Below are 22,589 nucleotides of genomic sequence, written 5' to 3' on the forward strand. Positions count from 1 at the left end.
GTGGGGCGGCGTCGTTCTGCGCCGGCGGTTCCGAAAACCGGATGGGTGGTGCTCGTGAGGTGGGTGAGGTCCCATCCGTCGCTGTCGTCGCATACGTCCGGCGTTCGGAACGCTACGGTGGGCGCGTGGGCGAGGGCGAGGCGCTGGGCGGAGGCAACATCGCGCCCGTCGTACGCGTCGGGGACACGGTGCGCCGCGAGACCGGTCCGTGGACGCCCGCGGTCCATGCGCTCCTGATCAGCTGCGAGGAAGCGGGCGTGGACGGCACCCCGCGCGTGCGGGGAATCGACGAGCACGGTCGCGAGATCCTGTCTTTCCTGCCGGGGGAGGTGCTCGCCGGATCCGACGTCCAGTGGAGCCGGGACGCGCTCCGGGATGCGGCGCGGCTCCTGCGCCGGATCCACGACGCGGGCGCACCGCTCACCAGACGGTCCCTGACCTGGCGGGCTCCCGTGCACCGTCCTGCCGAGGTCGTCTGTCGCAACGACTTCGCGCCCTACAACCTCATCGTGCGCGACGGGCGCCTGGTCGGCGCGATCGACTTCGACTTCGCGTCGCCGGGGCCGCGGATCTGGGACGTCGCGTATCTCGCGTACCGCAGCGCGCCGTACGCCGCGGATGCCGAGAGGTTCGATCCCGGGCGGCACGGCTCGCCGGATGAACGCGTCGCAATGCTCGTGGAGGCGTACGGCGGCCCGTGGTCGGTCGCGGACATCCGGGCCGCGATCTCGCCCCGGCTCGACGAGCTGGCGGCGTGGACCGACGAGCACGCGCGCGCCACCGGCCGCGACGACCTCAGGGGCCACGCGGCGATGTACCGTCCCGACGCGGATCGACTGCGCGCCTGATCATCCGTGCCCGGTTCCGAAAACCGGATGGGTGTTGCTGGTGAGGAGGGTGGGGTCGCAGCCGCCGCCGTGGCCGCATCCGTCCGGTCTTCGGAACTGCGCGGCGCTTCGCGCGGGTCGCGTCGGATGCCGCGCCTACACTGGGCGGGTGAGCTCGCTGCGTGTGCTGGGCATCGACCCCGGCCTGACCCGCTGCGGCGTCGGCGTCGTCGACGTGGCGCGCGACCGCAGCGCGTCGCTCGTGCACGTCGATGTCGTGCGCACGTCGCCCGACATGCCCATCGCCGAGCGGCTCGCGGCCATCGCCCGCGGCATCCGGGCAGTGCTCGACGCGCACCGGCCCGACGTCGTCGCGGTCGAGCGCGTGTTCGCGCAGCACAACCTGCACTCGGTGACCGGCACGGCCCAGGCCAGCGGCGTCGCGCTCATGCTCGCGGCCGAGCGGGGCATCCCCGCCGCGACCCACACGCCGAGCGAGGTGAAGGCCGCCGTGACCGGCTACGGATGGGCCGACAAGCGGCAGGTGCAGACCATGATCGCGCGCGTGCTGCGGCTGGATGCGCTGCCGCAGCCGGCGGATGCGGCGGACGCGCTCGCGCTTGCGCTGTGTCACGCGTGGGGCGGGGGTTCGTCGGCCCAGGCCCACGCCGCGGACACCTCGCTGACCCCGGCGCAGCGCGCGTGGGCCGACGCCGAGAAGCGCTCGCGCCGCACGCGTGTCGCTCGAACATAGGTGCGAAGCGGCACGTAGGCTGGGCGCATGATCTCCTCCCTTCGCGGCACGGTCCTGCACGCCGGCGCCGACAGCGTCATCGTCGAGGTCGGGGGAGTCGGGTTCTCGGTCGCCGTGCCGCCGGATGTCGCGCGCACCGCGCGGGTCGGCGAGACCCTCGCGCTGCACACCAGCCTGATCGTGCGCGAGGACTCGCTGTCGCTCTTCGGCTTCGCGAGCCGCGACGAGCTCGAGGTCTTCGGCGCGATGCTGAGCGTGTCGGGCGTCGGACCGAAGTCCGCGCTCGGCGTGCTGTCCGCGCTCACGGTCGACCAGATCGCGGCGGCGGTCGCGGAGGACGACGATCGCCCATTCCGCAAGGTGTCGGGGATCGGACCGAAGACCGCCAAGCTGATCGTCGTGCAGCTGCAGGGCAGGCTCGCACCCCCCGCTCCCAGCGCGGCGCCCGCGGCGGCGCCGGACGACGTCGTCACGCGTGTCGTGACGGCGGTCGCGGGGCTCGGCTGGCCCGAGCGCGTGGCCGGCGACGCGGTGGCGCAGGCCGCCGAGGCGGCCTCCGAGGCGGACCGCGCCTCGGTGCAGGCCCTGCTGCGCCTGACGCTGGCGCTGCTGGGCCCCGCCAAGCAGGGAGCGGCCCGTGGCTGACGGCGACCTCGACGTGACGACGCCGGCCCCGATCGACGAGACCGAGCTCGCGATCGAGGGCGCGCTGCGCCCCGGGTCGCTGGCCGAGTTCGTGGGCCAGCAGAAGGTCCGCGGTCAGCTGCAGCTGCTGCTGGACGCGGCGCGCATCCAGCAGCGCCCCGCGGACCACATCCTGCTCGCGGGCCCGCCCGGGCTCGGCAAGACCACGCTCGCCATGATCGTCGCGCACGAGAGCGAGCGTCCGCTGCGGCTCTCGAGCGGCCCGGCGATCCAGCACGCGGGCGACCTCGCGGCGCTGCTGTCGAGCCTGACGCCGGGCGAGGTCCTCTTCATCGACGAGATCCACCGGATGGCGCGCTCCGCCGAGGAGATGCTCTACCTCGCGATGGAGGACTTCCGGATCGACATCATGGTCGGCAAGGGCGCCGGCGCGACCAGCATCCCGCTGGATCTCGCGCCGTTCACGCTGGTCGGCGCCACGACGCGCTCGGGCATGCTCCCGAACCCGCTCCGCGACCGCTTCGGCTTCACGGCCCACCTCGAGTACTACGAGCCGGCCGAGCTGGAGCGCGTGATCGGCCGCTCGGCGGCGGTGCTGGGGGTCGAGCTCAAGGAGCGGCAGCGCGCCGAGATCGCCCGCCGCTCGCGCGGCACGCCTCGCATCGCGAACCGGCTGCTGCGCCGCGTGCGCGACTACGCGCTGGTCCACACGGGCGGGTCGACGCCGCGCATCGACGAGGTGCGCGCCGCGCTGGACCTCTACGACGTCGACGAGATCGGCCTCGACCGGCTCGACCGCGCCGTGCTCGACGCTCTCGTGAAGCGCTTCCGCGGCGGACCCGTCGGCCTCTCGACCCTCGCGGTCGCCGTCGGCGAGGAGCCCGACACGGTCGAGAGCGTGGTCGAGCCGTACCTCGTGCGCATCGGCTTCATGGGCCGCACGCCGCGCGGCCGTGTCGCCACCCCGGAGGCGTACGCCCACCTCGGCGTGCCGCACCCGGACGGGGCGCTGAAATTCGATGACCTATAATCGCTGAAGGTCTGGCGGGCTCCCGCCGAATCCCCCCTCCTCGCGCCGAAGACGGTGCGTGCGCTGACGTGAAAGGCACACCCCGCCCCATGGATCCGAACCTCCTTCTTCTCGTCGTCCTGGCCGTGCTGCTGATCTGGATGTTCTTCAGCTCGCGCCGCCGCCAGCAGAAGATGCGCGAGGAGCAGGAGCGCAAGGCGCAGCTCATGGTCCCGGGTGCCCGCGTCATGACGCGCTCCGGCCTGTTCGGCACGCTCGTCGAGTACGACAAGGACGACCTGTCCAAGCCCGCGCGCGTCGAGATCGCGCCCGGCGTCGTCGCCGAGCTGCACACCCAGGCGCTCGACCTCGCGCCGGAGGCCACGGCCGACGCGGTCGTCGACCCCACGGACGCCGAGGCGGCCGACGAGCCGCTGATCGACACGACCCCGGACGCGACGCCGGAGCAGAAGCCCGCCGCCGACCGTCCCGACGCGGACGAGCTCCCGGGCGACGACAAGAAGGCCTGACCTTCCGCGCTCCCGTCCGCCCCCGCTGCAGAAAGCTGACACGCCAGTGGCGAGATCCTCTCCTGCGCGCCGTGCCTGGCGCGTCCTGACCGGTCTGCTGGTCATCACCGCGGTGCTGTTCGGGGCGAATGCTCTGGGCGCCCACGTTCTCAAGGGCGGCACCTGGGTGCCCGAGCTGGCGCTCGACCTCCAGGGCGGCACGCAGATCGTGCTGGAGGCGCAGACCGAGGACGCCGATCCGACGGCCGAGCAGCTCGCGCAGGCGGTGGCGATCATGCGCCAGCGCGTCGACGCCTCGGGCGTCGGCGAGTCCGAGATCTCGACCCAGGGCGCGTCGAACATCGTCGTCCAGATCCCCGGCGTGGCGGACGAGGCGACGCGCGAGCGCATCCAGGCCAGCGCCCAGCTCGAGCTGCGCGCCGTGATCTACGCCTCGGGCCCGACCAACACCTTCGTGGGCGAGGACGGCGAGGAGACGCCGTATCCGACCCCGGACCCGTCGCTGAACGCGACGCCGACCGCTGAGCCGTCGAACGGGTCGGACGCCGCGTGGGTGAGCGACCGCCTGTGGGCGGAGTTCCTGGCGTACAGCTGCGCCGACCCCGCCAACGACCCGTCGTCGGCGCCCGCGGACCAGCCGCTCATCACGTGCGACACGGCCGGGACAGCGAAGTACATCCTGGGACCGGTCGAGATGACCGGCGATTCGATCGTGGACGCCACCAACGGCGTCGACCCGCAGAACGGCCAGTGGAACGTGCAGCTCACGTTCGACGACGAGGGCGCGCAGACGTTCGGCGAGATCAGCCAGCGCCTCTACGGGATCGGGCAGCAGAACCCGAGCGACCCGCGCAGCCAGTTCGCGTTCGTGCTCGACGGCTCGATCATCTCGGCCCCGCAGATGAACGCGGTGATCACCAACGGCCAGCCCAGCATCTCGGGCGGCGGGATCGATCAGGACACGTCCAAGGTGCTCGCCGACCAGCTCAAGTTCGGCGCGCTGCCGCTGAGCTTCGAGGTCGTCAGCTCCGACACCATCTCGGCGACGCTCGGCTCGCAGCAGCTGCAGAGCGGCCTGATCGCGGGCCTGATCGGCCTGGCGCTCGTGGGCCTGTTCGTTGTGCTGGTCAGCTACCGCGCCCTCGGCTTCGTGATCATCGCGTCGCTCATCGTGATGGCGGTGCTCACGTACATCCTGCTGTGCCTGCTGTCGTGGCGCCTCGGCTACCGCCTGTCGCTCGCGGGCGTGGCGGGTCTGATCGTCACGATCGGCTTCACGGCGGACTCGTTCATCGTGTACTTCGAGCGCATCCGCGACGAGCTGCGCGATGGCAAGGCCGTGACCGTCGCGGTCGAGGACGGCTGGGCCCGCGCCAAGCGCACGATCTACATCTCGAAGTCGATCAACGTGCTCGCGGCCGTGGTGCTGTACATCCTCGCCGACGCGACCGTGAAGGGCTTCGCGTTCACGCTGGGCCTGACGACCGTGCTCGACATCCTGATCTTCGTGATGTTCACGCACCCCGTCATGCAGCTGCTCGTGCGCACGCGCTTCTTCGGCGAGGGACACCCGCTCTCGGGCCTCGACCCGAGCGCCCTCGGCGCCGTGTACCGCGGCCGCGCCCGCTTCCGCGAGCCGGTCGCGACCGGCGCGCGCGCCAAGCGCTCGCGCGGCGAGGCCGAGCGCCGCCAGACCATCGCCGAGCGCAAGGCCGCCGAGCTCGCGGCCGCGACCGCCGCATCGGACAAGCGCGCCGCCGGCGCCGAGGAGGACAACGTCTGATGCGCGCCATCACCCAGTTCGGCAACGACCTCTACACCGGCAAGGTGTCCTTCCCGTTCGTCGGGCGCCGTCGCACGTGGTTCGTCCTCGCGATCGTGCTCGTGGTGCTGTCGGCCCTGGCGCCGTTCGTGCGCGGCGTCGAGTTCTCCGTGGAGTTCACGGGCGGATCGCAGTTCCTCGTGTCCGCGCCCCAGTCGCGCGACCAGGCGGTCGCCACCGAGACCATCGACGAGGTCGTGCCCGGCACGACCACCAAGGTCACGACGGTCGGCGGCCGCGACATCCGCGTGCAGACCTCGCAGCTGACCGACGACGAGACGCAGCAGGTCACGAGCGCCCTCGCCGAGGCGTACGAGGTCGGTCCCGAGGAGGTCACGGCGTCGTTCATCGGCCCGAGCTGGGGCGCGGACGTCACGCGGCAGTCGCTGTGGGGCCTCGCGATCTTCCTGGCGCTGACCTTCCTGATCCTGGCGATCTACTTCCGCACGTGGAAGATGTCCGCCGCCGCGATCGTGGGACTGGTCGACGTGCTGATCATCACGATCGGCATCTACTCGCTGTGCGGCTTCGAGATCTCGCCCGCCGCGGTCATCGGCTTCCTGACGATCCTGGCGTACTCGCTGTACGACACCACGGTCGTGTTCGACAAGATCCGCGAGAACACGGCGGACGACGGCGAGGCGACGGGACGCACGTTCGGCGAGTCGGTCAACCTCGCGGTCAACCAGACGCTGGTGCGCTCGATCAACACGTCGGTCGTGGCCGCGCTGCCGGTCGCGGCGATCCTGTTCATCGGATCGTTCTGGCTGGGCGCCGAGACGCTGTCGGACATCTCGCTGTCGATCTTCGTCGGCATCATCGTCGCGACGTACTCCACGCTGTTCGTCGCGGCGCCGCTCTACTCGCTGTTCCGCGAGGGCGAGCCGGCGATCCGGCGGTCGGACGAGCGGGTCCTCGCCGCACGTGCGGGGGACTGAGCCGTCCGCGCCCGGGCGTAGGATGTTCGAATCCGCATCACCGGGTGGGAGGAGGCGCAGCATGGCCGATTCGGTGACGTCCCAGGCCCCGAGCCTTCGGCGCCTCGTGCCGCGCATCTTCTCGCGCGCGGCGCGCCACGCGGACCTCACGCGCCTCATCAACACGGTGCGGCTCAACCACCCGCGCGGCGACATGGCGATCGTCGAGCGCGCGTACGCGGTCGCCGACGAGAAGCATCGCGGCCAGAAGCGCCAGAGCGGCGAGCCGTACATCACCCACCCGCTCGCGGTCGCCCAGATCCTCGCCGAGCTCGGGCTGGGCCCGCGGGCGATCGCCGCGGCGCTGCTGCACGACACGGTCGAGGACACGGGCTACCCGCTCGAGGAGCTGCGGGCCGAGTTCGGCGACGAGGTCGCGCTGCTGGTCGACGGCGTCACGAAGCTCGACAAGGTCAAGTACGGCGAGAGCGCGCAGGCCGAGACCGTCCGCAAGATGATCGTCGCGATGTCCAAGGACATCCGCGTGCTCGTGATCAAGCTCGCCGACCGGCTGCACAACGCGCGCACGTGGGGCTTCGTGCCTCCCGAGAAGGCCAAGAAGAAGGCCACCGAGACGCTCGAGATCTACGCGCCGCTCGCGCACCGCCTCGGCATCCAGACCATCAAGTCGGAGCTCGAAGACCTCTCGTTCGCGGTGCTGCACCCGAAGATCTACAACGAGATCGACAGCCTCGTGAAGCAGCGCACGCCGCAGCGCGAGCAGTACGTGCAGAACGTCATCGACGACGTGAACCGCGACCTGCACGAGCTGCGCATCCGCGGCACGGTCGTCGGCCGCCCGAAGCAGCTGTACTCCGTCTATCAGAAGATGGTCGTCCGCGGTCGCGAGTTCGACGACATCTACGACCTGATCGGCATCCGCGTGATCGTCGGCACCGTGCGCGACTGCTACGCGGTGCTCGGCTCGATCCACGCGCGCTGGCGTCCGCTGCCGGGCCGTTTCAAGGACTACATCGCGACGCCGAAGTTCAACCTGTACCGGTCGCTGCACACGACTGTGATCGGCCCGGGCGGCCGCACGGTCGAGATCCAGATCCGCACGCAGGAGATGCATCAGCAGGCGGAGTTCGGCGTCGCCGCGCACTGGAAGTACAAGGAGCGGATGGCGGGCGGCAAGGCCGACCCCAAGTCGCTCGACACGGACATGGCGTGGCTCGCGCGGATCTCGGACTGGGAGTCGGAGACCAAGGACCCGGGCGAGTTCCTCGACTCGCTGCGGTTCGAGATCGGCGCCAAGGACGTCTACGTCTTCACCCCCAAGGGCAAGGTCATCGGACTGCCCGCGGGCGCGACCCCGGTCGACTTCGCGTACGCCGTGCACACCGAGATCGGGCACCGCACGATGGGCGCCAAGGTCAACGGCCGCCTCGTGTCGCTCGAGTCGACGCTGAACTCGGGCGACGTGGTCGAGGTGTTCACCTCGAAGAACCCGGATGCGAGCCCGAGCCAGGACTGGCTCACGTTCGTCAAGAGCACGCGTGCGCGCAACAAGATCCGCGGCTGGTTCACGAAGGAGCGCCGCGACGAGGCGATCGAGCAGGGCAAGGATGCGATCGCGCGCGCAATGCGCCGCCACCACCTGCCGCTGCAGCGCCTGAAGGACTCGCTCCAGGACGTGGCCGACCTCATGCACTACGAGGACGTCTCCGCGCTCTACGCCGCGGTGGGCGAGGGCCACGTCTCGACGCAGTCGGTGCTCGAGAAGGTCGCGTCCCTCGTGCAGACCAGCGAGGAGTCGTCGACCGAGCAGGTCGAGCTTCCGCCGACCGTCAGCCAGCGCCGCCCGCGCGGCGGCGACTCGGGCGTGCTGGTGCGCGGCGCCGACGACATCCTGGTCAAGCTCGCGAAGTGCTGCACGCCCGTCCCGGGCGACCAGATCGTCGGCTTCATCACGCGCGGCAGCGGCGTCTCGGTGCACCGCGCGGACTGCACGAACGTGGCGTCCCTCCGCTCCGACCCGGCGCGGATGATCGACGTGACGTGGGCCCCCACGACCAAGAGCGTGTTCCTGGTGCAGATCCAGGTCGAGGCCCTGGATCGCGCCGGCCTGCTGTCGGACGTCACGCGCGTGCTCACGGAGCACCACGTGAACATCCTGTCGGCGACCGTGTCGACCACGAAGGAGCGCCTCGCGCTCAGCCGCTTCGTGTTCGAGATGGGCGACGCCGTGCACCTGGACCGCGTGCTCAACGCGGTGCGGCGCATCGACGCCGTGTACGACGTCTATCGCGTCACGTCGTCGTAGCCGGCGGATCGCCCCGCAGCGACCGCAGGATCTCCGCGGCCGGGCGCCGGCCGCCGAAGCGGCGGTGCGCGTCGATCCAGGCGAGCGCCTGCTCGATCAGCGGCGGCGTCGCGAGGCGCCGCGCCGCGGCGGCCGAGTCGGGATCGTGGAACTCGCGCACGAGGTCGACCAGCGTGCGGGCGGGGTCGGAGACCCGCACCCCGCCGAGCAGAACCGTGTCCTCGACCGCGATGGGGGTGTCGCGGAACCGGATCCGCCGGTCCACGGGTCGCGCGACGCCGCGCGCGGCCGTGCGCTGCGCGTGGTGCACGCGAGGCGGCACGCCGGATGCGCCGTGGACCCACGCGGCCGTCAGCCCGATCGCCACGAGGCTCCCGCCGAGGATCCCGCGGAGCGTGGCGGCGCGCAGGGTCGGCGTCTCGAGCGCATCGGCGGGCACGTAGGCGTCGCCGACGGCGACCAGCTCGCCGTCCAGCCGCGCGGCGGACAGCTCGGCGGGGGAGAGGCCGTCATGGTCGAAGCGGGCGTACGTCATGGCGGCAGTGTGCCGCGAAACGCGAGGGGCGCGCCGCCGCGGTGTGGATAACCGCGGGCGGCGCGCCCCTGTGACCCTCGCGAGCTCAGCCGCCGATGGCCTTGAGCCAGGCGCGGCGGGCGTCGAGCGCCTCGCGCGCGGCCGACTCGGCCTTCTTGTCGCCCTTCGCCTGCGCGTCGGCGAGCTCGGTCTCGAGCTTGGCGATGGCCTCCTCGAGCTGGCGGGTCGCCTCGTTGGCGCGCGCCTTGGTCTCGGGGTTGTTGCGCTTCCAGTCGACCTCCTCGCGGGCGCGGAGGTCGTTCTCGATGCGGCGCAGCTGGTCGTCGAGCGCGCGCTCGGTGTCGCGCGGGAAGATCCGGCCGACCTCGTCCCAGCGGCGCTGGATGCTCGTGAGCAGCTGGCGCGCCTTGGTCAGGTCCGCGGTGTCGGCGACCGCCTTCGCCTCCTCGATGAGGGCCGTGCGCGCCTCGATGCGCGGGGCGGACTCCGCCTGCTCGGCGGCGTCGCGCTCGGCGCGGGCCGAGTACAGGGCGTCGCCCGCGGCCTTGAACCGCGCCCACAGCGCGTCGTCGACCTTGCGTCCGGCGCGGCCGGCGCCCTTCCACTCGTCCAGCAGCGCCCGGTAGGCGGGGATGCCGTCCTCGCCCTTGGAGGCCAGCGCCTCGGCACGCTCGATGATGCGCGTCTTGCGGTCGCGGGCGGCCTTGTGGGTCTCGTCGAGCTCCGCGAAGAACGCGCGGCGGTGGCGCTCGACGGTCGAGCGCGCGTCCCGGAAGCGCTTCCACAGCGCCTGACCCGTCGACTTGGGCAGCCGGGGACCGGTCTGCTGGTGCTGCTGCCACTCCTCGAACGCCGCGGTGAGCTCGGCCGTGGCCTGCTTCCACTGGATCGACTTGGGGTCGCGCGCCGCGAGGGCCTCCACGCGCTCCACGATCGACGTGCGGTGCGCGATCGCCTCCTCGACAGCCGCGCGGTGCGCGGCCGCCTCCTCGGCGCTGGCCTCGGCCAGCGTGCCGGTCAGCGCGTCGAGCCGCTCGGCCAGCCCGGCGAGGTCGCCGACCGCCGCGGCGCCCACGACCTCCTCCTTGAGCTTCTTGGCCTGGCCGCGCAGGTCGGCCGCGGAGGCGCCGCCGGCGAGGCGGCGCTGCTCGAGCGTGCGCACGCGCAGCGCGAGGTCGTCGAACTTGCGGCGGTAGTAGGCCAGGGCCTCGTCGGGCGTGCCGTCGGGGTACTCGCCGACCACGCGCCAGTCGTCGCCCTCGCGCACCGACACCACGCCGGCCTCGTCCACGCGACCCCACTCGGTCGTGTCGGCGGCGGGCGCCGCGGTCGCCGCCGGCGGGCGAGGCACGGGACCCGGCGTCGCGGGCGCCGGGGCGGGCGCCTCCGCGGGCGCGTCGGCGTCGGCGGTCTCGGCTGCCTCCGCCTCGGGCTCGGCGGGCGCGGCTTCGGTCTCTGCTGCCTCGGCTTCGGGCTGAGCGGTGTCATCCGCCGGCACGGCGTCGGCGTCGGCCGCGGCCGCGGCGGGCTCCTGGGCGTCGTCGGCGGCGGCCAGCTCCTGCGCGCCGTCGGGCGCGGTCTCGGCGACCTCGGGGACGGCGTCGCCGTCGCGGGTCGTGTCGTCAGCGGGGGTGTGATCGGGGCTCGTCACGGGAGGCTCCTTGCGCGGTGGCCGCGGGAGGGGACAGGACGCGCCCCAGCCTAGTACGCGCCCGCAGGGCGGGCCGGAGTCAGCCCTCGGGCGTCTCGGTCGGCGCGAGGGTCTCGGTGGGAGCGGGCGTTCCCGTCGGCCCGGGAGTGCCGGTGGGACCCGGCGTCGTGACCGGGGTCGTCGGCGACGGCGACGGCGCGGCGGCCCCCGGGCCGACGCCGTAGAACAGCGCCTGGCCGCCCACGGCGGCGGCGACGATCAGCGCGGCCGCGATCGTGGCGACCACGTTGTCGCGGCGCCGCCGGCGGCGCTGCTGCTCGTGGAGCTGCACGCGCGCCTCGTAGCGCCGCGCCCGCTCGCGCGCCTCGCGCTCCGCACGCTCCTTCGCGGAGCCCCTGCCGCCTGCCGCCATGGCAACGAATCCTCTCGACGTCCGGCGCCGTCCGCGGACGGCGCCCCAAGCTGAGCGGGAACGAGCCTACGCATCCGGCGCGCCCGGGCCGAAATCGCTGCGGCGTTCCGCGGAATCCGTCCGCGTCCCGTGTCGTCGGCCGCGGATACGCTGGTCGGATGATCTCGTCAGGCGGCGCATCCACGCTCGGCGGGGCGGGTCGCGCCCAGACGCCGCTCGCCGTCCGCATGCGGCCCGTGTCGCTCGACGAGGTCGCGGGCCAGGCGCACCTGCTCCGTCCCGGCTCGCCGATCGTCGCGCTCGCGGACCCGGATGCGCAGGCTCCCGGCACGGTGTCGGTGATCCTCTGGGGCCCGCCCGGTACGGGCAAGACCACGCTCGCTCAGGCCATAGCCCGCTCGTCGGGGCGCCGCTTCGTCGAGCTCTCCGCGATCACGGCCGGCGTCAAGGACGTGCGCGAGGTGATGCAGGAGGCCCTCAACCAGCGTGACCTGTACGGGCAGTCGACCATCCTGTTCCTCGACGAGATCCACCGCTTCACGAAGGCGCAGCAGGACGCGCTCCTGCCGGGCGTCGAGAACGGCTGGGTCATCCTGATCGCCGCGACGACCGAGAACCCCTCGTTCTCGGTCATCTCGCCGCTCCTGTCGCGCTCCCTGCTCCTCACCCTGCAGCCCCTCACGGACGACGACCTCGGCCTGCTCATCGACCGCGCGGTCGAGGATCCCCGGGGGCTCGCGGGCGAGATCCTGCTCACGCCCGAGGCGCGCGCCGCCCTCATCCGGCTGGCGTCCGGCGACGCGCGGCGCGCGCTCACGGCGCTCGAGGCCAGCGCGGGCGTGGCGGTGTCGGAAGCGCCGGAGGAGAGCGACGGCGCACCGGCCGTCACGGCCGAGCACGTGGCGCAGGCGGTCGACCGCGCGCTCCTGCGCTACGACCGCCAGGGCGACGAGCACTACGACGTCATCAGCGCCTTCATCAAGTCGATCAGGGGGTCCGACGTCGACGCGGCCATGCACTACCTGGCGCGCATGGTGGAGGCGGGGGAGGATCCGCGCTTCATCGCGCGCCGACTCGTGATCTCCGCCGCCGAGGACATCGGGCTCGCCGACCCGCATGCGCTGCAGATCGCGGTCGCGGCGGCCGACGCCGTCGCCTTCATCGGGATGCCCGAGGGGCGCATCCCGCTCGCGGAGGCCACCGCCTACCTCGCCACCGCGGCGAAGTCGAACGCCGCCTACAACGCCATCAACGCGGCGGTCGCCGACGTCAAGGCGGGCCGGATGGGGCCCGTGCCCAAGCATCTGCGCGACGCGCACTATCCCGGTGCCAAGCGGCTCGGGCACGGCCGCGGCTACGTCTACCCTCATGACCACGACCTCGGCGTGGTGCCCCAGCAGTACCTGCCCGACGAGCTGCGGGGGCGGCGGTACTACGAGCCGAAGCAGCACGGGGCGGAGCGCGACATCGCCGCGCGCCTGGAGCGGCTGCGCCGCATCCTCGACGCCTGAGGCGACGGGCCCGGTCTGGTAAGCTTGATCGGCTCTGAAATCGGGGCACATCCCTCTTCGCACATCCCCCAGGCGGGTAGACGTACGCCTGTGACCGGATGAAGCGGGACTGTACGTCCGAGCGTCGCGACAGTCGCGGCCTCGTGAAAGGAAATCATGACCACCAAGTCGCAGGACCGCCGCAAGGTCCGCCTCTCCCGCGCGCTGGGCATCGCGCTGACGCCCAAGGCCGCCCGCTACCTCGAGAAGCGCCCGTACGGCCCCGGCCAGCACGGCCGCACCAAGCGCAAGGCCGACAGCGACTACGCCGTCCGTCTGCGCGAGAAGCAGCGTCTGCGCGAGCAGTACGGCATCCGCGAGAAGCAGCTCCGCATCGCGTTCAACGAGGCGCGCCGCACCGAGGGCCTGACCGGTGAGAACCTGGTCGAGCTCCTCGAGATGCGCCTCGACGCGCTCGTGCTGCGCTCGGGCTTCGCCCGCACCACCGCGCAGGCCCGTCAGTTCGTGGTGCACCGCCACATCCTCGTCGACGGCAAGATCGTGGACCGCCCGTCGTTCCGCGTGAAGCCGGGCCAGACCATCGAGGTCAAGGCCAAGAGCGAGGGCCTCGAGCCCTTCCAGGTCGCGGCCGCCGGCGGTCACGCCGAGGTCCTCCCGAACGTCCCGGGCTACCTCGAGGTCGAGCTCGACAAGCTCCAGGCGAAGCTCGTGCGTCGCCCGAAGCGCGCCGAGGTGCCCGTCACGTGTGACGTGCAGCTCGTCGTCGAGTACTACGCCGCCCGCTGATCCAGCGTGTCGTCCGAGAGGGCGTCGGGGCCTCGGCCCCGGCGCCCTCTCGCCGTCTCGGGCCCGCGATCCGTCTACGATGGAACGACGCCGCGTCCCGCGGCGACCGACCGGAGGATGGGTGACATGAAGAACGTGCTGTGGTTCCTGCTCGGCATCGTCGGCGGCTTCGTCGCGGCCCACTTCCTGAACAAGGACCCGCGCGGGGCCGAGGTGCTGGCCGACATCGACGCGCGCATCGACGAGTTCGTCGAGCGCATCGGCGAGGCGTACCGCACCGAGGAGGCGCGCCGGTCGTCGGCGGGCGACCTGCCGGCCGCCTGACCCCCGCTCCTCGCCGGCCGCCGTCCCGAGGCGGCCGCTCCCGCATGCACGGCCGCACGCCCGATCCCGGGCCCCGCGGCACCCCTCAGTCAAGGACGAAGCACCCCAGATGAAGACCGCGGAGATCGCGCAGCGCTACCTCGACTACTTCGAGAAGAACGACCACACCATCGTGCCGTCGGCCTCGCTCGTGAGCGACGACCCGTCGATCATGTTCACGATCGCCGGCATGGTGCCGTTCATCCCGTACCTCACGGGAGTGGTGCCCGCGCCGTACCCGCGCGCCGCCGATGTGCAGAAGTGCATCCGCACGAACGACATCGAGGAGGTCGGCAAGACCGCCCGCCACGGCACGTTCTTCCAGATGCTCGGCAACTGGTCGTTCGGCGACTACTTCAAGGAGGGCGCGATCGCGTACGCCTGGGAGCTGCTGACCTCCTCGGAGGCCGACGGCGGCCTGGGCTTCGCCGAGCGCGACCTCTGGGTCACGGTGTACGAGGACGACGACGAGGCCGCCGCGCTGTGGCAGAAGGTCGCGGGCCTGCCGGCCGACCGCATCCAGCGGATGGGCCGCGCGGACAACTTCTGGACGACCGGTCAGCCCGGCCCCGCCGGCCCCTGCTCCGAGATCTACTTCGACCGCGGTCCCGCCTACGGCGCCGAGGGCGGCCCGGCGGTCGACGACAGCCGCTTCCTCGAGATCTGGAACCTCGTGTTCATGCAGAACGCGATCGAGAACGTCCGCTCGAAGACCGAGTTCGACATCGTGGGCGAGCTGCCCGCGAAGAACATCGACACGGGCATGGGGCTCGAGCGCGTCGCGTTCCTGAAGCAGGGCGTCGAGAACATGTACGAGACGGACCAGGTCCGCCCGGTGCTGGACCGCGCCTCGGAGCTGTCGGGCCGTCGCTACGGCGCCGTGCACGAGGACGACGTGCGCTTCCGCATCATCGCCGACCACGTCCGCTCGTCGCTCATGCTCCTCTCGGACGGCGTCACGCCCTCGAACGAGGGCCGCGGCTACATCCTGCGCCGCCTGATGCGCCGCAGCGTGCGCGCCATGCGCCTGCTCGGCGTCGAGGAGGCGACGTTCCCCGCGCTGTTCGAGGCGTCGCGCGACGCCATGAAGGACGCCTACCCGGTCGTCGAGACCGACTGGCAGCGCATCTCGTCGTACGCGTTCGCCGAGGAGGAGACCTTCCTGCGCACGCTGTCGTCGGGGTCTACCATCCTCGACACCGCGGTCGCCAAGACCAAGGCCGAGGGCGGCGCCACGCTCGCGGGCGACCAGGCGTTCCTGCTGCACGACACGTACGGGTTCCCGATCGACCTGACCCTCGAGATCGCCGAGGAGGCCGGGCTCGGCGTCGACCGCGCGGGCTTCGACTCCCTCATGCAGGAGCAGAAGCAGCGCGCCAAGGCGGACGCCCGCTCGCGCAAGCGCGCGATCGCGGACGTCAGCGTGTACCGCGAGTTCCGCGCGTTCGGCGAGACCGCGTTCACGGGCTACACCGACCTCGAGACCGAGACGCGCGTGCTCGGCGTGCTGGTCGACGGCGTGTCGGCCGGGCGCGCGACCGAGGGCCAGATCGCCGAGGTCATCCTCGCCGAGACCGCGCTCTACGCGGAGTCGGGCGGCCAGGTCGCGGACAAGGGCACGATCGTCGGCCCCGGCTACGAGCTCGAGGTGCTCGACGTGCAGCGCCCTGTGCCGGGCCTCGTCAGCCACACGGTCGAGGTCACGCGGGGCGAGGTGGGCGTCGACCAGCCCGCCACCACGATCGTGGACGCCGCCAACCGCCGCTCGGTGCAGCAGGCACACTCGGCCACGCACCTGGTGCACGCCGCGCTTCGCGACACGCTGGGCAAGGGCGCGACGCAGGCGGGCTCGCTCAACCGCGCCGGCTACCTGCGCTTCGACTTCAGGTGGGGCCAGGCCCTGAGCCCCGAGACCCGCTCGGAGATCGAGGAGATCGCCAACAACGCGGTCCGCGACAACCTCGAGGTCACGACGCGCGTGGTGTCGCTCGACGAGGCGAAGGCCGCGGGCGCCATGGCGCTGTTCGGCGAGAAGTACGGCGAGAAGGTCCGCATGGTCGACATCGGCGGCCCGTGGTCGCGCGAGCTCTGCGGTGGCACGCACGTGTCCGCGAGCGCCGAGATCGGGCTCATCAGCCTGATCGGCGAGTCGTCGGTCGGCGCCTCCAACCGCCGCGTGGAGGCCCTCGTGGGTCTCGATGCGTTCCGCGAGCTGACCGCCGAGCGCGCCCTCGTCGCGGAGCTGTCCGCGTCGCTCAAGGCGCCCAAGGACCAGCTGCCGGCCCGGATCGCGGAGCTCACCGCGAGCCTGAAGGCGGCGGAGAAGAAGATCGCGGCGTACGAGGCCCGTGCGCTCGCCGACCGCGTACCCGCGCTCGCCCAGACCGCGCAGCGCGCGGGCGCCGTGAACCTGGTCGCGCAGTCGGTCGGCGCCGTCGGATCGGCCGACGACCTGCGCAGCCTCGCCACGTCGGTGCGCGAGCGCCTCGGCTCCGATGCCGGCGTGGTCGTCCTGACCGGCACGGCCGGCGACAAGGTGCTCGCGATCGTCGCGACCAACGAGGCCGCCCGCGCCGCCGGCGCCAAGGCCGGCGCGCTGGTCAAGGTCGCGCTCGAGAAGCTGGGCGGACGCGGCGGCGGGCGCGACGACATGGCGCAGGGCGCCGGCGTAGACGCCTCGGCGGAGCCCGCGGCGCTCGACGCGGTCCGCGCGGCCCTTCAGGCCGCATGACCGGATCCGCCCGGATCGCCGGAGCCCGCTCATGAGCGGGTTCCGGCGCGGGGTGCGTCTCGGCGTTGACGTCGGCCGGGCCCGGATCGGCGTGGCGCGCAGCGATCCCGACGGCATGCTGGCCGTGCCGGTCGAGACCGTGCCGCGCGACGAGCGCTCGATCGCGCGCCTGGTGGAGCTGGCGTCCGAGTACGAGCCGCTCGAGATCGTCGTCGGCCTGCCGCTCAACATGCGCGGCGAGGACACCCCCTCGACCGCCGACGCCCGCGAGTTCGCCGCGCAGCTCGCGGCCGCGCAGCCGGCGCCGGTCCGGCTCGTCGACGAGCGGCTCAGCACCGTGAGCGCCCACACGGCGCTGCGTCAGTCCGGACGATCCCAGAAGGGGTCTCGTAGCATTGTCGATCAGGTCGCCGCGGTGGTGCTGCTCCAGCACGCCATCGACAGCGAGAAGCGCACCGGGGCGGCCGCCGGCAGCCCGGCCGGCCACCCGGAGGAGTAGACACCGCCCATGACCGATCCCTCGAGCGACCAGAGCACCCCGCTGACCCGCCGCCAGGCGCGGCTCGGCGGGAGCGCCCCCCAGGAGCCGGCGGCGCCGGGAGAGGGGACGCCCGCGGCGGTCGGTCCGTCGGCCGCGGATGCGGCGCCCGCCGACCCGGCGCCCGCGCCGTCGGAGCGGACGCGTCCCGCGACGCTCGCCGAGACGGCGGCGCGCGAGGAGAGCGAGCCGGCCCCGGACGCGCAGCTGCCGGCGTCTCTCGAGGACCTGTTCGTCCCCGAGAACATGGTCGACACCAAGCCGAAGAAGCGGGGGCGGGGCTGCCTCGTCGCGCTGATCGTCTTCGCGATCATCGCCGGCGGGCTCACCGCGGGCGGGTTCTGGGTGGCGAACACCTACGGCGGACGGATCGCGGCGTTCCTGGGCTGGGACGGCCCGTCCGACTACGAGCCCGGCGAGGCGACGGGCGAGGCCGTGGTCACGATCGAGGAGGGCGACGGCGGCGAGATCATCTCGCAGAAGCTGTACGACGCGGGGGTCACGCTCAAGCCGACGTCGTTCTACGACTACCTGGTCGAGAACGATCCCGCCCAGCCGTTCTACCCGGGCGCCTACCGGCTGCAGCAGAAGATGACCTCCGAGGCGGCGCTGGCCGCGATCGAGGACCCCGCAAACAAGCTCGAGAACGCCTTCGCGGTGCCGGAGGGGCTCACGGTCGACGCGACGCTGGAGGCGGCCGCCGCCGGCCTCGCGATGCCGCTCGATGAGCTGCAGGCCGCCGTCGAGGACCCCGCCGCCTACGACGTCGCCGCCGACAGCCTCGAGGGCTGGCTGTTCCCCGCGTACTACACGTTCGACCCGGGAGTCACGGCCGAGGACGTCGTGCGCACCATGGTCGAGCGCACGCGCGAGTCGCTCGCGTCGGCGGGCGTGCCCGCGGGGGAGGAGCAGCGCATCCTGACGGTCGCGTCGATCATCCAGCGCGAGGCGCGCTTCGAGGACGACTTCTACAAGGTCTCCCGCGTGATCTACAACCGCCTCGACGAGTCGATCTCCGACACGGACGGCCTGCTGCAGATGGACTCGACCGCGCAGTACGGCTACGGCGAGATGCACGATGGCACCGTGAGCAGCTCGGAGGAGGCGCTGCGCGACGACAACCCGTGGAACACGTATGTGCACCCGGGCCTGCCGGTCGGGCCGATCGCGAACCCGGGCGACCTCGCGATCGATGCCGCGATGAACCCCGCCGATGGCCGCTGGCAGTACTTCGTCACCGTCAACCTGGAGACCGGCGAGACGGTGTTCAGCGAGACGCTCGGCGAGCACGAGCGGGCGATCGAGCAGTGGCACGCCTGGTGCGAGGCGAACCCCAACTCGGGCTGCTGATGACGGGAGCGACCCGCCTCGCGGTCTGGGGCGATCCGATCGCCCACAGCCGCTCGCCCCAGCTGCACGGCGCCGCCTACGCCAGGCTCGGGCTCGACTGGACCTTCGAGCGCGTGCGCGTCCCCGCCGCGGAATTCGACGAGACGCTCGCCTCGCTAGACGGCTCGTGGCGCGGCCTCGCCGTCACCATGCCGCTCAAGGAGCGCGCGTGGGCCGCGAGCGGATGGCGCGACCGCCGGGCCGAGCTGACCGGCGCCGTGAACACCCTGCTCCTGCCGGCCGCCGACGTGCCGCGCCCGGACGGCGCGCCCGCGGGCGCCCCCGCGGGGTACAACACCGACGTGGGCGGGATCGTGGCGGCGCTCGGCGACGAGTCGATCTCGTCGCTGGGATCCGTGCGCATCGTCGGCGCGGGCGCCACCTCGGCCTCGGCCCTGGTCGCCGCCGCCGAGCTCGGCGCGCGCACCGCATGGATCGTCGCGCGCCGTCCCGAGCGCGCGGCCCCGCTCGTCGAGCTGGGGGAGCGGATGGGGATGGCCATGGTCGTCGAGCCGTTCGGCGGTCCGCATCCGGCCGTCGATCTCACGGTGTGCGCCCTGCCGGGCGGGACCGAGCTGCCGGAGCCGCACGCGGACGCCCTCGCGGCGGCGGGCGGGCCGCTGTTCGACGTCGCCTACCACCCGTGGCCCTCGCACCTCGCGGCGCGGTGGACGGGCGGCCCCGCGATCCCCGGTCTCGGCATGCTGCTGCACCAGGCGGTGCTGCAGGTGCGGATCTTCACGACGGGCTCCGCGGACGAGCCGCTCCGGTCCGAGGACGACGTGCGTGCCGAAATGCGCTCCGCGCTCATGGGAGACTAGGGGCATGCTCCGCGTGCTCACGGCCGGCGAATCGCACGGCCCCGAACTGATCGCCGTCATGGAGGGCCTCCCCGCGGGAGTGCCCCTGCTGGCCGCCGACATCCAGGCCGACCTCCAGCGCCGCAAGCTGGGCTACGGCCGCGGATCGCGCATGAAGTTCGAGCAGGACGAGCTCACCATCTCCGGCGGCGTGCGGCACGGGCTCACGCTCGGCAGCCCCATCGCGCTGCGCATCGGCAACACCGAGTGGCCGAAGTGGACCGAGGTCATGAGCGCCGAGCCGGTCGAGCTGACCGAGAAGTCGCGCGGCCGCGGCGCCGCGCTGACGCGCCCGCGTCCGGGCCACGCCGACCTCGTCGGCATGCAGAAGTACGGCTTCGACGAAGCCCGCCCCATCCTCGAGCGCGCGAGCGCCCGCGAGACCGCCGCGCGCGTCGCCCTCGGCGCTGTGGCGCGTGCGTTCCTGTCGGAGCTCGGCATCCGCCTCGTCAGCCACACGCTGTCGATCGGGCCCGTGCGCGTGCCGGACGGCGCCGCTCTGCCCACGCCCGATGACGTCGCGGCGCTCGACGCCGATCCGCTGCGCTGCTTCGACGCCGAGACGTCGGCCCGCATGGTCGAGGAGGTCGACGCCGCGCGCAAGGACGGCGACACCCTCGGCGGCATCGTCGAGGTGCTCGCGTACGGCCTCCCCCCGGGGCTCGGCTCGCATGTCCACTGGGACCGCCGCCTCGACGGCAAGCTGGCCCAGGCGCTCATGAGCATCCAGGCGATCAAGGGCGTCGAGGTCGGCGACGGTTTCGAGACCACGCGCCGCCGCGGCTCGCAGGCGCACGACGAGCTGTTCGCGACCGAGGCCGGCATCGCGCGCGGCACCGACCGCGCGGGCGGCACCGAGGGCGGCATGTCGACCGGCACCGTGCTGCGTGTGCGCGCCGGCATGAAGCCCATCGCGACGGTTCCCCACGCGCTGCGCACGGTGGACGTCGCGACCGGCGACACGGCATCGGCCCACCACCAGCGCTCGGACGTGTGCGCCGTGCCCGCCGCGGGCGTCGTGGCGGAGGCGATGGTCGCGATCACGCTCGCCGACGTCGTGCTCGAGAAGTTCGGCGGCGACTCGGTCGCCGAGACCCGCCGCAACCTGACGTCGTACGTGGAGTCGATCGCCGAGAGCCTGCGGACGTCGTCGGAGCCCGTCGACCTCGCACATGACCTCGCCCTCTGATCCGGCTGTCGGCGCGACGGGCGGACCCGCTCCGGCCATCGTGCTCGTCGGCCCCATGGGGGCCGGCAAATCGAGCATCGGACGACGGCTCGCGAAGGCCCTCGGCCGGCGCTTCCGCGACACCGACAGCCTGATCGCGAAGGCGCACGGTCCGATCCCCGAGATCTTCGCCGAGCACGGCGAGCCGCGCTTCCGCGAGATCGAGCACGAGACCGTGGTCGACGCCGTCCGGCGCGGCGGGGTCGTCGCGCTGGGCGGCGGGGCCGTGCTGCATCCCGGCACGCGGGAGGCGCTGCGAGCGCACCGGGTCGTTCTGCTCACGGTCGACGAGAAGGTCGTGGCCGGCCGCATCCAGAGCCAGAAGCGACCGCTCCTGGACGGCGAGGAGGACCCGGTCGCAACCTGGATCCGCATCCGCGACGCACGCGAGCCCGTCTATCGCGAGGTGGCCGACGTCGCGTTCGACACGTCGCGCGGGCCGCTGCAGGACGTCGTGACGGCGATCGCGGACTGGGTCCGACAGCACGAGGAGCCGGCGCACGCGCCGCACGAGGAGGAGCACGCATGAGCGACACCGGCCGGCAGACCGCCGCGGGGGACGAGACCGTCATCCACGTCTCGGGGACGCCCGGCTACGACGTGACGGTCGGGCACGACGTCCTGGCGCGTCTGGGCGAGGCGCTGCCGCCCGCGGCGCGCAAGGTGCTGATCGTGCACCCGCCCACGCTCGCGGCCCAGGCCGCCGAGCTGCGCGAGCGCCTGCTGGGCCAGCGCGAGGTCCTGCTCGCCGAGATCCCCGACGCCGAGGCCGGAAAGCGCATCGAGGTCGCGGCGTTCTGCTGGCAGATCATGGGCCAGGCGGACTTCACCCGCACCGACGCGGTCGTCGGCTTCGGCGGCGGCGCGGTCACGGACCTCGCCGGCTTCGTCGCGGCGAGCTGGCTGCGCGGCGTCGACATCGTGCACGTGCCCACCACGGTGCTCGGCATGGTCGACGCGTCGGTCGGGGGCAAGACCGGCGTCAACACGGCCGAGGGCAAGAACCTCGTGGGCGCCTTCTGGGCGCCGCGCGCCGTCCTCGCCGACCTCGACCTGCTGCGCACCCTGTCCGAGAACGAGGTGCTCGCCGGGTTCGCCGAGGTGATCAAGGCCGGCTTCATCCACTACCCCGAGATCCTGGACATCGTGGAGGCCGACCCGGCCCGCGCGGTGGACGTGACCACGCCGGAGTTCCGGCGCTGCATCGAGCTGGCGATCCGGATGAAGGCCGAGGTGGTCGGGGAGGACTTCCGCGAGGCCGGCCTGCGCGAGATCCTCAACTACGGCCACACGCTCGGGCACGCGATCGAGCACGCCGAGCGCTACCGCTGGCGCCACGGCGCGGCGATCTCGGTCGGCATGATGTTCGCCGCCGAGCTCTCGCGTCTCGCGGGGCGGCTCTCGGACGAGGCCGTCGATCGGCACCGCCGCGTGCTGGAGCTGCTGGGCCTTCCGACGACCTACCGCGCCGGCGCGTGGCAGACCCTGCTGGCGACCATGCAGCGCGACAAGAAGTCGCGCGGCGGGATGCTGCGCTTCATCGTGCTGGACGACATCGCCAAGCCGACCGTGCTCCAGGCGCCCGACGAGTCGCTCCTGTTCGCCGCGTACCAGGAGGTCGCGGTCGAGGACCAGGGGCGGATCATCAGCACGCGCCAGGGCTGACTCCTCCGGTCGGGCCGGGCGAGGCACGATAGACTCGACCTTCGGTCGCTTCCGGCCACGTACTTCCGCGTCCCCGATCCATCCGGGCGC

Annotated in this window: 21 protein-coding genes; 18 read left to right on the forward strand and 3 right to left on the reverse strand. The window is 72.7% G+C overall.

The window, feature by feature from the left end; translation table 11 throughout:
* Positions 1-125 precede the first annotated feature (125 nt).
* The 8 genes from ACYVGN_RS02340 (at position 126) to ACYVGN_RS02375 (ending at position 8,830) form a co-directional block, all read left to right on the forward strand.
* Positions 126-848: a phosphotransferase gene (locus tag ACYVGN_RS02340; protein ID WP_460788513.1), complete on the forward strand. Its 723-nt coding sequence runs from the start codon at positions 126-128 to the stop codon at positions 846-848.
* A gap of 148 nt (positions 849-996) precedes the next feature.
* Positions 997-1,581, forward strand: coding sequence for a crossover junction endodeoxyribonuclease RuvC (gene ruvC, locus ACYVGN_RS02345; RefSeq protein ID WP_460788514.1), 585 nt, complete (start codon positions 997-999; stop codon positions 1,579-1,581).
* A 27-nt stretch (positions 1,582-1,608) separates the two neighbouring features.
* Positions 1,609-2,226, forward strand: coding sequence for a Holliday junction branch migration protein RuvA (gene ruvA / locus ACYVGN_RS02350; protein ID WP_460788516.1), 618 nt, complete (start codon positions 1,609-1,611; stop codon positions 2,224-2,226).
* Complete coding sequence (gene ruvB, locus ACYVGN_RS02355; RefSeq protein ID WP_460788518.1) at positions 2,219-3,256, forward strand: Holliday junction branch migration DNA helicase RuvB; 1,038 nt, start codon at positions 2,219-2,221, stop codon at positions 3,254-3,256. The genes ruvA and ruvB overlap by 8 nt, the downstream gene beginning before the upstream one ends.
* Before the next feature lie 89 nt (positions 3,257-3,345).
* On the forward strand, positions 3,346-3,765 hold the full coding sequence (locus ACYVGN_RS02360) for a preprotein translocase subunit YajC (RefSeq protein ID WP_460788520.1): 420 nt from the start codon (positions 3,346-3,348) through the stop codon (positions 3,763-3,765).
* A gap of 46 nt (positions 3,766-3,811) precedes the next feature.
* A complete protein-coding gene (gene secD / locus ACYVGN_RS02365; protein WP_460788522.1) occupies positions 3,812-5,548 on the forward strand; it encodes a protein translocase subunit SecD in 1,737 nt (578 codons plus the stop codon).
* Positions 5,548-6,525, forward strand: coding sequence for a protein translocase subunit SecF (gene secF, locus ACYVGN_RS02370; RefSeq protein WP_460788524.1), 978 nt, complete (start codon positions 5,548-5,550; stop codon positions 6,523-6,525). Before secD ends, secF begins: the two co-directional genes overlap by 1 nt.
* A gap of 61 nt (positions 6,526-6,586) precedes the next feature.
* The gene (locus tag ACYVGN_RS02375; RefSeq protein WP_460788526.1) at positions 6,587-8,830 is read left to right on the forward strand and encodes a RelA/SpoT family protein; all 2,244 of its coding nucleotides are present in this window, start codon (positions 6,587-6,589) and stop codon (positions 8,828-8,830) included.
* On the opposite strand, the gene ACYVGN_RS02380 is transcribed toward ACYVGN_RS02375, so the two are convergent.
* The 3 genes from ACYVGN_RS02380 to ACYVGN_RS02390 form a co-directional block, all read right to left on the reverse strand.
* Positions 8,817-9,365 carry an SAM-dependent methyltransferase gene (locus tag ACYVGN_RS02380; RefSeq protein ID WP_460788527.1) on the reverse strand — a complete coding sequence of 183 codons (549 nt, stop codon included), beginning with the start codon at positions 9,363-9,365 and terminating at the stop codon, positions 8,817-8,819. The two genes, ACYVGN_RS02375 and ACYVGN_RS02380, sit on opposite strands and share 14 nt — an antisense overlap.
* An 85-nt stretch (positions 9,366-9,450) precedes the next feature.
* Entirely contained in the window at positions 9,451-11,016 is a 1,566-nt protein-coding gene (locus ACYVGN_RS02385) for a DUF349 domain-containing protein (protein WP_460788529.1), read from the reverse strand.
* A gap of 79 nt (positions 11,017-11,095) precedes the next feature.
* Positions 11,096-11,428: a dioxygenase gene (locus ACYVGN_RS02390; RefSeq protein WP_460788531.1), complete on the reverse strand. Its 333-nt coding sequence runs from the start codon at positions 11,426-11,428 to the stop codon at positions 11,096-11,098.
* A gap of 158 nt (positions 11,429-11,586) precedes the next feature.
* Between ACYVGN_RS02390 and ACYVGN_RS02395 the strand changes: the two genes are divergently transcribed.
* From ACYVGN_RS02395 to aroB, 10 genes are all read left to right on the forward strand, one after another.
* Positions 11,587-12,939: a replication-associated recombination protein A gene (locus tag ACYVGN_RS02395; protein ID WP_460788533.1), complete on the forward strand. Its 1,353-nt coding sequence runs from the start codon at positions 11,587-11,589 to the stop codon at positions 12,937-12,939.
* 156 nt (positions 12,940-13,095) lie between these two features.
* Positions 13,096-13,725 carry a 30S ribosomal protein S4 gene (rpsD, locus tag ACYVGN_RS02400; protein ID WP_055988338.1) on the forward strand — a complete coding sequence of 210 codons (630 nt, stop codon included), beginning with the start codon at positions 13,096-13,098 and terminating at the stop codon, positions 13,723-13,725.
* Positions 13,726-13,851: 126 nt separating this feature from the next.
* On the forward strand, positions 13,852-14,049 hold the full coding sequence (locus tag ACYVGN_RS02405) for a hypothetical protein (RefSeq protein WP_055988336.1): 198 nt from the start codon (positions 13,852-13,854) through the stop codon (positions 14,047-14,049).
* 109 nt (positions 14,050-14,158) lie between these two features.
* Entirely contained in the window at positions 14,159-16,819 is a 2,661-nt protein-coding gene (alaS, locus tag ACYVGN_RS02410) for an alanine--tRNA ligase (RefSeq protein ID WP_460788536.1), read from the forward strand.
* A 31-nt stretch (positions 16,820-16,850) separates the two neighbouring features.
* Positions 16,851-17,318: a Holliday junction resolvase RuvX gene (gene ruvX / locus ACYVGN_RS02415; protein WP_055988333.1), complete on the forward strand. Its 468-nt coding sequence runs from the start codon at positions 16,851-16,853 to the stop codon at positions 17,316-17,318.
* Positions 17,319-17,327: 9 nt separating this feature from the next.
* Complete coding sequence (mltG, locus tag ACYVGN_RS02420; protein ID WP_460788538.1) at positions 17,328-18,707, forward strand: endolytic transglycosylase MltG; 1,380 nt, start codon at positions 17,328-17,330, stop codon at positions 18,705-18,707.
* Complete coding sequence (locus ACYVGN_RS02425) at positions 18,707-19,567, forward strand: shikimate dehydrogenase (protein ID WP_460788540.1); 861 nt, start codon at positions 18,707-18,709, stop codon at positions 19,565-19,567. Before mltG ends, ACYVGN_RS02425 begins: the two co-directional genes overlap by 1 nt.
* Before the next feature lie 4 nt (positions 19,568-19,571).
* Positions 19,572-20,795, forward strand: coding sequence for a chorismate synthase (gene aroC, locus ACYVGN_RS02430; protein ID WP_055988326.1), 1,224 nt, complete (start codon positions 19,572-19,574; stop codon positions 20,793-20,795).
* The gene (locus ACYVGN_RS02435) at positions 20,779-21,363 is read left to right on the forward strand and encodes a shikimate kinase (protein ID WP_460788543.1); all 585 of its coding nucleotides are present in this window, start codon (positions 20,779-20,781) and stop codon (positions 21,361-21,363) included. The genes aroC and ACYVGN_RS02435 overlap by 17 nt, the downstream gene beginning before the upstream one ends.
* Positions 21,360-22,499, forward strand: coding sequence for a 3-dehydroquinate synthase (gene aroB, locus ACYVGN_RS02440; RefSeq protein WP_460788545.1), 1,140 nt, complete (start codon positions 21,360-21,362; stop codon positions 22,497-22,499). Before ACYVGN_RS02435 ends, aroB begins: the two co-directional genes overlap by 4 nt.
* Positions 22,500-22,589 lie beyond the last annotated feature (90 nt).

The organism is Microbacterium lacusdiani (assembly GCF_054779895.1).